This window comes from Sphaerospermopsis torques-reginae ITEP-024 (assembly GCF_019598945.1).
Taxonomy (GTDB): domain Bacteria; phylum Cyanobacteriota; class Cyanobacteriia; order Cyanobacteriales; family Nostocaceae; genus Sphaerospermopsis.
This window is the reverse complement of the sequence record NZ_CP080598.1, coordinates 523,328-536,784: the sequence shown is the minus strand read 5'-3', so window position 1 is coordinate 536,784 and position 13,457 is coordinate 523,328. Positions and strand designations below refer to the sequence as shown.

The window sequence follows — 13,457 nt, the reverse complement described above, 5'->3', positions numbered from 1 at the left end:
CAAATGACTAAAAAACTATTTCTGAAAACGCCTCTTGCTTTGCGTCAGCTAATGAAAGAAAAAACGCGGTTAGCTGTTGCAGTCGCGGGAATTACTTTTGCTGATATGTTGATTTTTATTCAGATGGGTTTTGAAAGTGCATTGTTTGATGCAGCAATTCAACCACATCGCAATTTATCAGCAGATTTAGTATTAATTAATCCTCAATTTAATACCTTATTCTCTGTGAAAAGTTTTTCCAGAGAAAGACTCTATCAAGCATTAAGTTATGATGGAGTAAAATCAGTTAATTCTGTTTATATTGGTACAGGACAATGGCGCAATCCTGAAACACGAATTGATCGAGCTATTTTAGTTTGGGGAGTAGATCCAAATCAACCAGGATTGAAATTTCCAGAAGTGCAAAAAAATAACGATGCTCTCAAACCACTAAATCAAGTAATGTTTGATCAAGCTGGTCGTCCAGAATATGGTGCTGTAGGTGAAATATTCAAAAAAACAGGCAATTTTCAAACAGAACTGAATAATAAATCTGTGAGTGTTAAAGGTGTATTTAGTAATGGTGCTTCCTTTGCTGCTGATGGTAATGTGATTACGAGTGATTCCACTTTTTTGCAATTATTTCCTGAACGTAAACCCGATCAAATTGAAGTAGGTTTAATTAATCTCCAACCAGGTGCAGATGTGGAGAAAATCAAAACACAACTGAGAATAGGATTAAATCCAGATCCTAAAAATCCCTTTGTAGAAATAGGAACACCAGAAGATTTTGCCCAAAAAGAAAAGAATTATTGGGCTAATGGTACAGGTATTGGTTTTATTTTTGGATTGGGTGTAGGAGTTGGATTTATTGTTGGTATTCTGATTGTTTATCAAATTCTTTATTCTGACGTTTCCGATCATCTTCCAGAATATGCAACTCTTAAAGCAATGGGTTATACAGATGGTTATCTTTTGGGAGTTTTAATACAAGAGGCTTTATTTTTAGCTATTTTAGGTTATTTGCCGGCATTTTTTCTTTCTTTTGGATTATATCAACTCACATTTGCAGCCACTATGTTACCCATTTCTATGAAAGTAGATCGAGCAATTACAGTGTTTATTATGACGGTGATTATGTGTAGTGTTTCTGGTGCGATCGCCCTGAAAAAACTTCGTTCTGCTGATCCTGCGGACATTTTTTAAAGTTCCTAAAAAGTTCGTAGTCAGGACTTTAGTCCTGATGTGTTCAGCAAGAATGAGCAATAAATTGCTGACTACAAACCATCACAAAATACTCACAACAAACCATGTTAAAAATTAATACTCAATCAAAAATTGCTTCAAATACAGTAATTCATGTTTCTCAACTGCATCATTATTTTGGTGAAGGAAATTTAAAAAAACAAGTATTATTTGATATCAACTTAGAAATTAAAGCCGGGGAAATTGTGATTATGACAGGTCCTTCTGGTTCAGGTAAAACCACCTTATTATCATTAATGGGTGGGTTGCGTTCTGCTCAAGAAGGAAGTTTGCAAATATTAAATCAAGAAATGCGGGGAGCGAGTAAAAGCAAGTTAACTAAATTGCGTCGTCAAATTGGTTATATTTTCCAGGCGCATAACTTAATGAGCTTTTTAACAGCTAAAGAAAATGTGAGAATGTCCTTAGAGTTGCATAAAGAATATTTAAATCAAGATATTAATACTAAAGCTATTTCCATGTTAGAAGAAGTTGGGTTAGGAGATCGTGTAGATTACTATCCAGAGAGTTTATCAGGAGGACAAAAACAAAGAGTAGCGATCGCCCGTGCTTTAGTTAGTCATCCTAAAATAGTATTAGCAGATGAACCTACTGCTTCATTAGATAAACAATCAGGACGGGATGTGGTAGAATTAATGCAAAAATTAGCGAAAGAGCAAGGTTGTACCATTTTGCTTGTTACTCACGATAACCGCATTTTAGATATAGCAGATCGGATTATTTATATGGAAGATGGAAAGATGAACTAGGGAAAGTCTACTTTATTGAGGCTGGGGTTTTTACATCCCCAGCAGTAGGTTGAGATTTTTGAGACTTCCTCTGGGATAGTTGCCTCAAACTATTGGCTTCACTGCCGATATTTCTTCAGAAACCCGTCATAAATGTTTGGCTATGGGTATGAATAATTTTATCTCTAAACCTATCAAACTGGAAACACTCCAACAAGCCTTACTTTGAATCACAGCAAGAGGCAGGAGGCAGAAGTTCTTTAATTTTGCTTTTAATTTTTCTCCTCTGTTTATCCTATTCGCTATTACCTGCCGTAATATAGGACTCCTATTTGATTATTGAACAAAAATCCGTACACCGAAATTCTCTAAAACCCTTTTGCCTTTTGCATGACTGCCTCTTGTCTGCCTAAACAAATAATTTCAGGAATCAAATTGGATCACTATAGATATGATAAGATTTCAACTGGACATGATATAACAGTTTTACCAAAAGTTTACCACAAGATTTAAAAAGAGGTAGCTATGACTATTTGGGTAAATGAGCAAATTGATCCATCGGGAATGATTCATGCTTGTATTGCTTGTTGTGATCAGAGTCAAGCTCAAGATTGTCATGAGTCCTTTCAAAAAGGGTTGACTGATAAGCAAAAAGCAGATGGTTGGGTTGCACAGTTACGTACTGTAAATTCTTGGGATGAAGTTCCAGTCAATGCTTTAAAACTTAATTGATTTAGAGTTGCTTGATAAAACCTCAAATCTGTTTCCTCCTGACTCCTGACTTCTGACTCCTGACATCAAATATTGATGATTTTTTAGAAGTTTTCAGAGTTATTATCATAAGCAAGGAATAAATAAAACAAACTTGCAAAAACAGATTAAATGTGGTGAACTATTCCAGTGTTTGCACTTCTGAGCCAGGCTATCCCATTAATTTAGTTGGCAAAACGGGACAAGCTGTACAAATTTCTATTCATAACCCCAGTCAATATATCTGTGCCAACTGCGAACAGATATTACCAGATTGGACACAGCAACAGTTTTTGTGGGTGGTGGTTGTTTTACAACAATCAAAATATCCACTTTTAGAAATTACTGCGGAAACAGAAACAGAAAAAGAAAGGTTACGGGAAAAGTTTATGCGGTTCGGTTGTGATGTGGCTTTTAATTTGCGCGATCGCGGTTATGTCACCGATTTAATTGATCCCCGTACAGGTTATCCTTTACTTTCCCATCCCGGTCCTGTTCCCCATGATGATACAGCAGTTGCTAAAGCTTTACTAAATTATCCTGTGATTAAAAATAAATGCTGTGTACTGGTGCATCCTCAATGGGGTGCTGCTGTTTATCCTAGTGTGTTACTTTCGGCAGCATCACCAGAAATAATTGCATCAGTAATGAAAGCGATCGCTCCTTTGCATGGGTGGACGGAAGTTGATGTTTAATTAATTCTCCTCCCATATTATTGCAGCAGTGACAACTATTGAAAATCCCCAACTCTTAACCCAAATCTTAACCCAAATCTTAACTTTGTTTTGGTCTTCTTAGTTGTTGAGAATTAATAGGTCCAAGAATTTGATTTAAACTTCGCAGTTGTTCAGCCGTACCCATACAAATTAGGGTATCTCCTGACATTAAAACAGTGTCTCCCGTTGGTCCACCAATGAGATTTCCATCACTGCGACGAATAGCTAAAACTAATGCGCCGGTTTGCGATCGCAATTTCGCTTTTTGTAAAGTTTGCCCCACAAAAGGACAGAAAGCCGCATCTAATAAAAATTCTTCCATATATAATTGACGGTCTGTACCAGAAAGCATCCCATCCACAAAGTCTAAAATCTGTGGTCTGAGAGCAGCCGCAGCCATGCGTTTACCTCCAGTAATATAAGGAGAAATCACCGCATCAGCCCCTCCTCTTTGTAACTTTTGTACAGCTTCCTCTGTACTTGCCCGTGCGATCGCCCGAATATTAGGATTGAGAGTTTTTGCTGATAAAACAGTATATAAATTTTCCGCATCAGAAGGCAACGCTGCCACAATACAAATTGCCCGTTCAATACCAACTTTCAACAAAGTATCATCCAGTGTGGCATCACCCTGATACACAATATAACCTTCTGACTGAGCTTGCTGCACAGATTCTAACTCAGAATCAATCACTACAAAAGACACACCCTCAGCCTGAAATTCCTTAGCGATTTGTCGCCCAGTCCGACTAAAACCACAGATAATATAATGTCCAATTAATGATTCCATTAAACGCCTTTGTTGTCTGAGTCGAATACCCTCTTGAAAATAACCTTCAATTACTGCTTGAGTAAATCTATTGACAATGTAACCGAGATTGATTACACCCATTAAAATCAGGACAATTGTAAACAAACGTCCCTGATTATCTAACGGGCGAGTTTCGCCATATCCTACAGTAGCTAAAGTAATGACCGTCATGTAAACCGCATCTTCCCATGACCAGCCTTCCACCAACCAATACCATAAAGTGCCACTAAGGAACACAAATACTAGGGCTACAGCCCCAGCCATTAACTCTTGTTGAATACCTTTATATTTTTGCTCAAGGGTAGAATACACAGGTGATTAAAAATTAAAAGTTAAAAATTAAAAATTAAAAAAAATTCTACTTCATACTATAGTAAATTTTGAAATATTTAGAAAAACCTGCTAAATAGATTATAGAATTAAAAATTTCTGGAGGTGCGGTAGTGAGTATCCAAAGTTTAGTTGAACAGCCGATAAACCCCTCAAATATGACTTCCTTTAGTGCAGATAGTTTTAATCAAGTGGTGATGTCCACCTACGGACGCTTTCCCATAGCTTTAGAACGAGGTGCTGGCTGTCGCGTTTGGGATACCCAAGGCAGGGAATATCTCGATTTTGTGGCCGGAATAGCTACTTGTACTTTGGGACACGCCCACCCTGTCATGGTAGAGGCAGTCACACGCCAAATTCAAAAACTGCATCATGTCTCTAATTTATACTATATTCCCGAACAAGGGGAATTAGCCAAATGGATTGTAGATCATTCCTGTGCAGATCGGGTGTTTTTCTGCAACTCAGGCGCTGAAGCCAACGAAGCAGCAATTAAACTAGCGAGAAAATACGCTCACAAGGTTTTAGAAATTGCCCACCCCATTATTTTAACTGCTCATGCCAGTTTTCACGGCAGGACTTTAGCCACTGTCACCGCTACCGGACAACCAAAGTATCAAAAAAACTTTGATCCTTTAGTCCCTGGTTTCCACTATGTTAAATATAACGATATTAAAGAGGTGGAAGCGGCTGTTACTGAGTTGGATGAAGGAAATTATCGCGTCGGTGCAATTTTAATTGAACCTTTACAGGGAGAAGGGGGAGTCCGTCCTGGAGATAAGAAGTATTTCCAACGATTACGGGAAATTTGTGATGAAACCGGCATTTTATTGATTTTCGATGAAGTGCAAGTAGGGATGGGACGCAGTGGTAAATTATGGGGTTATGAACATCTGGGAGTAGAACCGGATATTTTCACCAGTGCAAAAGGACTAGGTGGCGGTATCCCCATCGGTGCAATGATGAGCAAGAAATTCTGTGATATTTTTGAACCAGGAGAACACGCTAGTACATTTGGTGGCAATCCCTTTGCTTGTGGTGTAGCTTTAAGTGTGTGCCAAACTTTGGAAAAAGAAAATATTTTAGAGAACGTGCAAGAACAAGGCGCACATTTACGGGAAGGGTTAAAAATGATTGCCCGTAAATACCCTCATCATATTTCCGAAGTGCGGGGTTGGGGTTTAATCAACGGGATGGAAATCAAAGAAGATAGTTCTTTAACTGCGGCTGATGTTGTCAAAGCGGCTATGGATGAAGGTTTATTATTAGTACCAGCAGGTCCTAAAGTCGTGCGGTTTGTACCTCCTTTAATTGTCACAGATACAGACATCAATCAAGCATTACACACAGTAGAAAAGGCATTAGCTAAAGTTACAGCATAATTGGTAATTTGTAATTCGTAATTCATAATTCGTAAATTTAGGATTATCAATTACGAATTTTTCTACATCATTTTCAAGACTTTTCGTTAAGTGTGAAAAATGAAACAATTATCAATTGTCAATTATCAATTATCAATTGATATCTATCCTAAGTTTTCGACAAAACTTTGATGTTCTGCACCTGCTAAACCTTGCTGTAAAATCTCTAATACTTTAGCTAAATTCCCAGCTAACAAAGCAGATTTATCTAACCATAAACCAGGAAAAACCTGAGAACAAAAAACTCCCTCAGCATTAGCTTCCAACTGTCGATATTCTCCATCTTTTAAAATAAACCAATCAAACTCACCGTCATAAACTCGCCAAATTAAATATTCTTGTACCTGATTTCGCCGATATACTTTAAGTTTATCATAGGCATCAATAGCCGCACTACTAGCCGCAATTTCTACAATCAATTCTGGCGCACCTTCTACATAATCATCTGCACTTATCCGCGACTGTCCCCCATTTTCAATTCTTAATAGTGCATCTGGTTGAGGTTCGTTATCTGCATCTAGACGCACAGTAGTATTATCCGCTAGTTCTACACCTGGTGTAGCTGACTCATAGAAACCTAACCAAGTCATTATATAAGCATGGGGTTTTCCATGACTTCTAATTCTTACAGGTGATGCCATATAAACAATTCCTTCAATTAAATCTGCTTTTTTCACATCTGGCATGGTATGATAACGACGTTCAAACTCAGAACGAGTAAGTCTATCACCATTTTCCAAAGGTGGAATTAATTGCACAGGTTTGATAGTATCTTGAGTCAGCGTCATAATTTTTAACCCACTAATTCAACCATTAATTAATTCTAATATTAAATATCTACAGGATGTTGACCATAATAGGGTAAAGCTTCAGACCAATGAGGACGTTTACCTTGTTGCCAATCTAAATAAGCTAATTCTAAAATACTGGTGACGGTTGCCGCTAAACCAGATGTGGCTTTAATTAATTGATATTCAGTTTGCCAATTATTTAAAGTTTCCTGCCATTTTTCTGGTGTAAAAACAGTATCTGATAATAAAGCAGTAATACCAGAATTATCAGCATTAATTTGATAAATTGCACCAAAAACTTGACCTCTTTGGGCGGGCATTTCAATAGCTAAAATTGGTTGAATTTCTGAATTTTTACTTTTTTCATACCAGGCAAATGCAGCTAAAGTAGAAACTGCAAACACGGGAATTTCTAACTGTTGTCCCAAAGTACGAGCAGTCACCACACCGATGCGAGTACCTGTAAAACCTCCCGGACCTTTAGCCACAGCAATAAATTGTAAATCTTGCCATTTTTGAGGTTTAATTAAATCGATTAAATATTGATGGATATGACTGGATACATCACGTCCTAAATTCCAAACATTTCTGCGAGTATCATCTGCAAAATTACTAATTACTAAACCTAATTCCGGTGTAGTAGTGTGTAGTGCTAAAGCGTATTTTTTTAACGGTAGAGTTTCTAGATTATTGTTCAAGGTAGTTGATTGAAAATAAATAAACAAAGTAAATTATAATATAATATCAAATAAAAAAATCATTTCTCTGTGTCCTCTGTGGTTTGTTACTCCATAAATCATCAATAAATTACACAAATATAAAGTAGAGACATTTTAGAAAACATCTCTACAAATTGACATCAAACAAAATCTAAAATCCAAAATCCAAAATCTAAAATTCAAGTGGGTACTAATTCACCAGGACGTAATTTAGACCATTTACCCATTTCTTTTTTAAAGCTAAGACAACCAACAACATCCCATTCCATTTCAATAATGTCATCTTTTGTGCGAATATTAACATTAATCGAGGGTTCATTGGGGTCAAAATCGGGATTTTCTGTTAAGTGGGGTTGTTGATGTTGTGTTTCTACAGCATTATAGGTTATGCAACGGTCTACATAGTGGCAGTTCACGCAAATACACATAATAGAACCAACTCCTAGAACCTTTTATAGTTAATGTAGCTTAGGGCAAAATATTCAGCATTAGTTGGTGGGTTGATTTTTATTACAATAGTAAGAATTGAGGAGTCAGGAGTCAGAATTTTTGGTAAATCAGTAGATGAATAATTCAATTGTTGATATTCTAGATGCCCAAAATTGGCCTTTTAGCTTGGAATGGTTGCCACAACCAGCTTACATGGTGGGTGGTGCGGTGCGGGATGCGATTTTGGGTAGAAGTCGAGAATATTTAGATTTAGATTTTATGATCCCAGATGATGCGGTGAAAGTGGCACGGGCGATCGCCAAACATTATCATGCTGGTTTTGTGTTACTGGATGCCCAAAGAAATATTGCCCGTGTGGTATTTGCCCATGCTACCGCTGATTTTGCCCAACAGGAAGGGGATAGTTTATTAACTGATTTACACAGAAGAGATTTTACCATCAATGCGATCGCCTATAATCCCCACACCCAGGAAATTATCGACCCCCTTCAAGGTTGTGCAGACATAGAAGCCTGTCTATTACGGATGATATCACCTCAAAATCTGCAAGATGACCCTTTGCGGTTAATGCGTGCCTATCGTCAAGCTGCACAACTGGGATTTACAATAGAACCAACTACCCAAACCACTATTCGCACCTTAGCAGCAGATATTAATAAAGTTGCATCCGAAAGAGTACGGGTAGAAATTAGTTATCTTTTAGACAGTTATCAAGGTACGCCTTGGTTAAAAAGTGCTTGGGAAGATAATTTATTAGCTAGTTTTTTTACAAATGCTAACCGTGAAAGCTTGGAGAAATTAGCCGCAGTTGATCAGGCATACAACTTGATAAGAGAAACATATCCACAGTTAGGGGAAGAACTACAAAAACCTGTCCGTGATACTATCAAAACCACTTGGTTAGCTATTGCTAAACTCGCGTGTTTACTTCACCCTAACCCAGAAATAGCAGAAATCGAATTACAGGAATTAACCTATAGCCGTGCGGAAATTCGAGGTGTAACTACGTCCCTGCGACTGTTCCCGCAATTCAAAAAAGCTAGTTATATGTCCTTACGAGAACAGTATTTTTTGTTTCAGGACGTGGGAGTTGTTTTTAGTGCTACAACTGTCTTAGCCTTAGCAGATGATCTTGTAGTAGGGGCGATGTCTGGCGATAATCCGCTGTGCGTTTATGTACCTTTAATCAACTGTTACTTCAACCCTGATGATTTGGTAGCTCACCCCTCACCGTTAGTGAGTGGTAAAGAGGTAATCTTAGCACTAAATATTCCTGCGTCGCCACTTGTGGGTAAAATCTTGAGTGAAATTGCGATCGCTCAAGCTGAGGGTAAAATTAATACAGCAGAAGGGGCGCTAGAATTTGCAAAACAGGTGACAGGTGACAGGTGACTTTTTAAATTTTAGATTTTAGATTTTAGATTTTAGATTTTAGATTTTAGATTTTAGATTGGATTTGACAAAAACAATCCAAAATCCAAAATCCAAAATCCAAAATCAATGACTCCTGACTCCTATTTTGCATATTTAGGAGAGCGTGCAAGTTCTTCCGCAACTCGTTTAAATCTCTTGAGTTGTGCTTCCATATCTGCTTTTGTCCAAGATGCTGCAAAAGTGTTAAAACCCCAACTGACAACAGGGTTAGGAATTTTAAACTCAAAGCGGTTAATTAATAATGTACCTTGAGGGAGTGGTTGACATTCCCAGCGATCGCTACCTTGAAAAAACCCTTTAAAACCCCAAACTATCAAACCCGGTTGTCTTTCAATCACCACAGTATTTAAAGTAGGTTTAATCACCGGAATTTGAATCATAAACCGACTACGACTACCTAGTTCTGTACTCCACACTTCTCCCACAGGTTCGCAACGGAGAACAGGGTTAAGCCAACGGTGCATTAAAGTTAAATCAGTTAAACATTGTTCTACCAACGTAGCAGGAGCATTAATTTTAATTGATTGTTCTAAAACCTGGGACATTTTTTATTAATAAGGCTATTGCTATGTTTATCATAAGCTACTATAGCAATTCTATCTTATTTGTGAAATATCTCAGGCTCAAATACTCGGCTTTGTTAAAATTAATTCACAGTTTCTTAACTCACAGCTTCTAATTGCAAACTTGCGGTTTCTTTATTCTCCAATTCTTGCTGCTGTAATAATGCTAATTCTGCTGCTAGTTCAGCTTTTACCTCATAACGGAACTTAAAGAAATGTTCACCCACACCTAAAACAATTAAATAATCATATAATAAATTTGGTTTACGCCATGCCATGACTATCAATTGCCACCAAAAATGAAATCTTGTAGAACGTAATATTCCCTGTCTCCAACAAATAGCCTTGAGAAAATCCCACTCTGCTTTTGTTAAAGTACGTTGATATTTAGCCCGCCAACCTTCCATCATCATAAAATGCTTAAAAGTCCGTTTTAGATATGGTAATGGTTCATAAAGATTCCAAAAAGTATCAATAAACTCGTTAACAATTTCCGACATCGGACGGGTAGGAACAAAATTCATCATAGCTTTCTGAGAAGTAAAATATTTACCTAAACCATCCATTAAACGTCCTTCTTTTTGCAGACGAGTCCACATTGCTGTATTTGGTAATGCTTGCAATAAACTGAGATGGGCTTGGGGAATACTCGTTTCTTCCACAAACTCTTGAATCCGTTTACCAGCACCCGTTTTTTCACCATCAAATCCTAAAATAAAACCAGACATAATTTGTAATCCGGCCTTGGTAATTTTGTGACAAGATTCAACTAATGAAGTTCGAGTATTTTGCTCTTTATTTACTCCCGCTAAACTTTCTATATCAGGGGTTTCTATCCCCATAAATACCTGGACAAAACCAGCTTTAACCATCAATTCTAATAATTCATCATCTTCGGCTAAATTCAAAGAAGCTTCTGTTAATAAAGCAAAGGGATAATTACGTTCTTCCATCCAGGGAATTAATGCCCTTAAAAATACTTTGGCATTACGTTTATTACCGATAAAGTTATCATCAACAATAAACACATAACGCCACCAACCCATCTGATATAATACTTCTAATTCTGCTAATATCTGTTCTGGTGTTTTCGTGCGTGGCTTACGTCCAAAAAGGGTGATAATATCACAAAATTCACATTGAAAGGGACAACCGCGAGAAAACTGTACCGTCATTGCTATATAAGCGTCTAAATCTAATAAATCAAATCTTGGGATAGGAGTTTGGGTAACATCTGGTTTTTCTGTGGCGCGGAAAATACCCTTTTCTTCTCCATTTTCTAAAGCTACTAAAAACATGGGAATAGTGATTTCCCCTTCATCCAAAATTAAATAATCTGCTCCTGCTTCTAGGGCAAATTCTGGTACAGATGTGGCAAATGGTCCACCGACTGCAACTTTTTTACCTAATGTTTTAGCTTTTTTAATTAATTCACCAAAATCTTGTTTTTGGATAATCATTGCTGAGATAATGACAATATCACACCATTGCCAATCTGCATCAGTTTCTAAACGAACATTGCGATCTACTAATCTCATTTCCCAGTCATTTGGTAGCATTGCTGCTACAGTGATTAAACCCAAGGGGGGATTTGTAGCACGTAAATTAGCCAAATCAAGAGTTTCCTGATAAGACCAAAAAGAATTAGGCATGATCGGCCATATTAATAAAGCTTTCATCAAGCATATCCCCCAGATTTGCTTTATGTCTAAATACCCATTTAGTCTTGAAATATAAAAGCTAGAACAGTGAGGTTTTATCCATCTGGAGGTACAGATTTATCAATTGATAATTGACAATTGACAATTGATAATTGATAATTGTTTCATTCAGGGTTGAAAAACTCCCCTTTCAAGGGGAAAAAACCAAAAAAATCCGCTTTTTCAATCCTCTCCCTTTAAGAGAGAGGTCATTGTCATTAGAGGAAATAACTATCGTTTAATAGTTGATATTGTCTATCCTAGTCAAAGAATTTATATAAAATATATTTTAACTCATGCTGAATACGATCAAGGAAAATGGAAAAATGACCCTTACTTTTAACCCAGAGTCCTAGGCAGCTTTACTTGCTCAATATCAACCAAAAGTGATCACAACTGAAGCAGAGAATGAAAACGCGATCGCTATTGTACAAGATTTAGAACACCGTTCCCATCTCACTCCAGAGGAAAAAGCATTATTGGAATTATTGGTAACATTAATATCCAAATTTGAAGAAGAAAATTATCCCATACCTCAAGGAACACCACATTCTATGTTACTGCACTTAATGGAAGCGCAAAATGTGACACCAGAAGATTTAGTTGAGGTGATCGGTTCACGGGAGATAGTTACTCAGATTATTAATAATCAGTTACCAATAAATAAAAATCAAGCTCAGGCTTTAGCCAAGTTTTTCCAAGTAGATGTAGAATTACTACAATTATGATCATAATTGCTATCCAAAATCAAATAAATTCTATTTTGGATCAAGAAAACATTACCCAAGATGATCGAGATTATCTCAAGTTTCTCGGTACTTTGGTTTATGATTATGAACAGCAACATGAAAAAATGCCAACTCTTAAAGGTATCGCATTATTTCAAGCATTGTTGGAAGAATCGGAACTACAACCAAAAGATTTAGTTGCTATTTTAGAAAGTGAGTCAATAGTATTAGATGTTCTTAATGGGAAACGGAAATTAACAGAAAAGGAAATTCAAGATTTAGCAGTATTTTTTAAAATAAATTCTAGTTATTTCTTTGAATAATTTTGCATTATAAAATTAATACTTTACCACCACAAAAATACCTATTTAATGAACCACGAAGACACGAAGAACACGAAGGAAGAAGAAAGAAGATAGGAAGATAGATAATCTTAGACCGACAAGTCAGTAATAGACTTCTTGCAAAAGTCTAGGAAGAATAAAAGAAACTTTAGCAAGAGGTCTAACAAGTAGGGATTATAGATTTAGCTGAAAAGCTAATTTTTCTGAGTTGGTGCAGGTATATGGAAACCTATGTAAGTTCCTACTGCGACTTTGGTCAAATCTGTAAATGTTCCACGAGTTGAGGGATCAATTACTGCTAAAACTAATGAACCAAAAACCAAAGTTAATACAACAAACGCTAAAACTTGCTCTTTTTTGGAAAAGTTCATAAAGCCTCCAACCGTTTTATTAGACCTGAAACGAGAGAAAGGAGGCAAGTAGACTAAAGACTCAGTGCGGACAAGTTAGAACAAAATTAACTACTGCAACCAAATCCTCGTTTCAGACTTAAAGTTAAGTCTAAATTTTTATTCTCTAGAAAAACTGTTACGTATATTACTAAATAAAGCCAGATACTAATTATATACTTGTTTTTAGAACAAAATTAATTACTGCGACCCAAATCCTCATTAGAATTTGGGTCTTTTTACTCAAGTTATATTAACCAACCCCCCATCATGAATCCCCAATGACTACTAAAATAGGTTTTGTAACCGCCACCTAAGAAAGCGGTGATAGGAGATAA

Annotated in this window: 17 protein-coding genes; 10 read left to right on the top strand and 7 right to left on the bottom strand. The window is 36.8% G+C overall.

What is annotated here, in order from left to right:
- The first annotated feature begins 3 nt into the window (after window positions 1–3).
- The 5 genes from devC (at window position 4) to K2F26_RS02440 (ending at window position 3,418) form a co-directional block, all read left to right on the top strand.
- Entirely contained in the window at window positions 4–1,185 is a 1,182-nt protein-coding gene (gene devC / locus K2F26_RS02455) for an ABC transporter permease DevC (RefSeq protein WP_220610208.1), read from the top strand.
- Window positions 1,186–1,289: 104 nt separating this feature from the next.
- Window positions 1,290–1,994: a DevA family ABC transporter ATP-binding protein gene (locus tag K2F26_RS02450; protein WP_220610207.1), complete on the top strand. Its 705-nt coding sequence runs from the start codon at window positions 1,290–1,292 to the stop codon at window positions 1,992–1,994.
- A 79-nt stretch (window positions 1,995–2,073) separates the two neighbouring features.
- The gene (locus K2F26_RS25105; protein WP_302850039.1) at window positions 2,074–2,202 is read left to right on the top strand and encodes a response regulator; all 129 of its coding nucleotides are present in this window, start codon (window positions 2,074–2,076) and stop codon (window positions 2,200–2,202) included.
- Between the two features lie 296 nt (window positions 2,203–2,498).
- Window positions 2,499–2,705, top strand: coding sequence for a glycogen debranching protein (locus K2F26_RS02445; RefSeq protein ID WP_096571641.1), 207 nt, complete (start codon window positions 2,499–2,501; stop codon window positions 2,703–2,705).
- A gap of 152 nt (window positions 2,706–2,857) precedes the next feature.
- Complete coding sequence (locus tag K2F26_RS02440; protein ID WP_220610206.1) at window positions 2,858–3,418, top strand: methylmalonic aciduria and homocystinuria type D protein; 561 nt, start codon at window positions 2,858–2,860, stop codon at window positions 3,416–3,418.
- 79 nt (window positions 3,419–3,497) lie between these two features.
- On the opposite strand, the gene K2F26_RS02435 is transcribed toward K2F26_RS02440, so the two are convergent.
- A complete protein-coding gene (locus tag K2F26_RS02435) occupies window positions 3,498–4,562 on the bottom strand; it encodes a potassium channel family protein (RefSeq protein WP_302850038.1) in 1,065 nt (354 codons plus the stop codon).
- Between the two features lie 131 nt (window positions 4,563–4,693).
- Between K2F26_RS02435 and K2F26_RS02430 the strand changes: the two genes are divergently transcribed.
- A complete protein-coding gene (locus K2F26_RS02430; protein WP_220610205.1) occupies window positions 4,694–5,962 on the top strand; it encodes an aspartate aminotransferase family protein in 1,269 nt (422 codons plus the stop codon).
- A gap of 143 nt (window positions 5,963–6,105) precedes the next feature.
- On the opposite strand, the gene K2F26_RS02425 is transcribed toward K2F26_RS02430, so the two are convergent.
- The 3 genes from K2F26_RS02425 to K2F26_RS02415 all read right to left on the bottom strand — a co-directional run bounded on the left by K2F26_RS02425 (window position 6,106) and on the right by K2F26_RS02415 (window position 7,939).
- The gene (locus K2F26_RS02425) at window positions 6,106–6,789 is read right to left on the bottom strand and encodes a Uma2 family endonuclease (RefSeq protein WP_220610204.1); all 684 of its coding nucleotides are present in this window, start codon (window positions 6,787–6,789) and stop codon (window positions 6,106–6,108) included.
- A 41-nt stretch (window positions 6,790–6,830) separates the two neighbouring features.
- A complete protein-coding gene (tsaB, locus tag K2F26_RS02420) occupies window positions 6,831–7,490 on the bottom strand; it encodes a tRNA (adenosine(37)-N6)-threonylcarbamoyltransferase complex dimerization subunit type 1 TsaB (protein WP_220610203.1) in 660 nt (219 codons plus the stop codon).
- 200 nt (window positions 7,491–7,690) lie between these two features.
- Complete coding sequence (locus K2F26_RS02415) at window positions 7,691–7,939, bottom strand: Ycf34 family protein (protein WP_220610202.1); 249 nt, start codon at window positions 7,937–7,939, stop codon at window positions 7,691–7,693.
- Between the two features lie 136 nt (window positions 7,940–8,075).
- Between K2F26_RS02415 and K2F26_RS02410 the strand changes: the two genes are divergently transcribed.
- Complete coding sequence (locus tag K2F26_RS02410) at window positions 8,076–9,353, top strand: tRNA nucleotidyltransferase/poly(A) polymerase-related protein (protein ID WP_220610201.1); 1,278 nt, start codon at window positions 8,076–8,078, stop codon at window positions 9,351–9,353.
- 122 nt (window positions 9,354–9,475) lie between these two features.
- Here the strand turns inward: K2F26_RS02410 and K2F26_RS02405 are convergent, their stop codons facing one another.
- Both K2F26_RS02405 and K2F26_RS02400 read right to left on the bottom strand, forming a co-directional pair.
- Entirely contained in the window at window positions 9,476–9,940 is a 465-nt protein-coding gene (locus K2F26_RS02405; protein ID WP_220610200.1) for an SRPBCC family protein, read from the bottom strand.
- 116 nt (window positions 9,941–10,056) lie between these two features.
- Window positions 10,057–11,637 (bottom strand): B12-binding domain-containing radical SAM protein, encoded by a 1,581-nt coding sequence (locus tag K2F26_RS02400; RefSeq protein WP_220610199.1) that lies wholly within the window; start codon window positions 11,635–11,637, stop codon window positions 10,057–10,059.
- Between the two features lie 232 nt (window positions 11,638–11,869).
- Here K2F26_RS02400 and K2F26_RS02395 point away from each other — a divergent pair, with 232 nt between their 5' ends.
- From K2F26_RS02395 to K2F26_RS02385, 3 genes are read left to right on the top strand one after another with little or no spacing between them, the layout of a single operon-like run.
- The gene (locus K2F26_RS02395) at window positions 11,870–12,001 is read left to right on the top strand and encodes a type II toxin-antitoxin system HigB family toxin (protein ID WP_220611751.1); all 132 of its coding nucleotides are present in this window, start codon (window positions 11,870–11,872) and stop codon (window positions 11,999–12,001) included.
- A gap of 43 nt (window positions 12,002–12,044) precedes the next feature.
- Window positions 12,045–12,386, top strand: coding sequence for a helix-turn-helix domain-containing protein (locus tag K2F26_RS02390; protein WP_246605503.1), 342 nt, complete (start codon window positions 12,045–12,047; stop codon window positions 12,384–12,386).
- Complete coding sequence (locus K2F26_RS02385) at window positions 12,383–12,709, top strand: helix-turn-helix domain-containing protein (RefSeq protein WP_220610198.1); 327 nt, start codon at window positions 12,383–12,385, stop codon at window positions 12,707–12,709. Before K2F26_RS02390 ends, K2F26_RS02385 begins: the two co-directional genes overlap by 4 nt.
- Before the next feature lie 215 nt (window positions 12,710–12,924).
- Here K2F26_RS02385 and K2F26_RS02380 read toward each other — a convergent pair whose 3' ends face one another.
- On the bottom strand, window positions 12,925–13,101 hold the full coding sequence (locus K2F26_RS02380) for a hypothetical protein (protein WP_220610197.1): 177 nt from the start codon (window positions 13,099–13,101) through the stop codon (window positions 12,925–12,927).
- Between the last annotated feature and the right edge of the window lie 356 nt (window positions 13,102–13,457).

What these genes read in the sequence shown, in the direction of transcription:
- K2F26_RS02410 (WP_220610201.1), top strand. Translation starts at nt 8,076, where the DNA reads ATGAATAATTCAATTGTTGATATTCTAGATGCCCAAAATTGGCCTTTT.
- K2F26_RS02425 (WP_220610204.1), bottom strand. Translation starts at nt 6,789, where the DNA reads ATGACGCTGACTCAAGATACTATCAAACCTGTGCAATTAATTCCACCT.
- K2F26_RS02405 (WP_220610200.1), bottom strand. Translation starts at nt 9,940, where the DNA reads ATGTCCCAGGTTTTAGAACAATCAATTAAAATTAATGCTCCTGCTACG.
- K2F26_RS02450 (WP_220610207.1), top strand. Translation starts at nt 1,290, where the DNA reads ATGTTAAAAATTAATACTCAATCAAAAATTGCTTCAAATACAGTAATT.
- K2F26_RS02400 (WP_220610199.1), bottom strand. Translation starts at nt 11,637, where the DNA reads ATGAAAGCTTTATTAATATGGCCGATCATGCCTAATTCTTTTTGGTCT.
- devC (WP_220610208.1), top strand. Translation starts at nt 4, where the DNA reads ATGACTAAAAAACTATTTCTGAAAACGCCTCTTGCTTTGCGTCAGCTA.
- K2F26_RS02415 (WP_220610202.1), bottom strand. Translation starts at nt 7,939, where the DNA reads ATGTGTATTTGCGTGAACTGCCACTATGTAGACCGTTGCATAACCTAT.
- K2F26_RS02445 (WP_096571641.1), top strand. Translation starts at nt 2,499, where the DNA reads ATGACTATTTGGGTAAATGAGCAAATTGATCCATCGGGAATGATTCAT.
- K2F26_RS02385 (WP_220610198.1), top strand. Translation starts at nt 12,383, where the DNA reads ATGATCATAATTGCTATCCAAAATCAAATAAATTCTATTTTGGATCAA.
- K2F26_RS02380 (WP_220610197.1), bottom strand. Translation starts at nt 13,101, where the DNA reads ATGAACTTTTCCAAAAAAGAGCAAGTTTTAGCGTTTGTTGTATTAACT.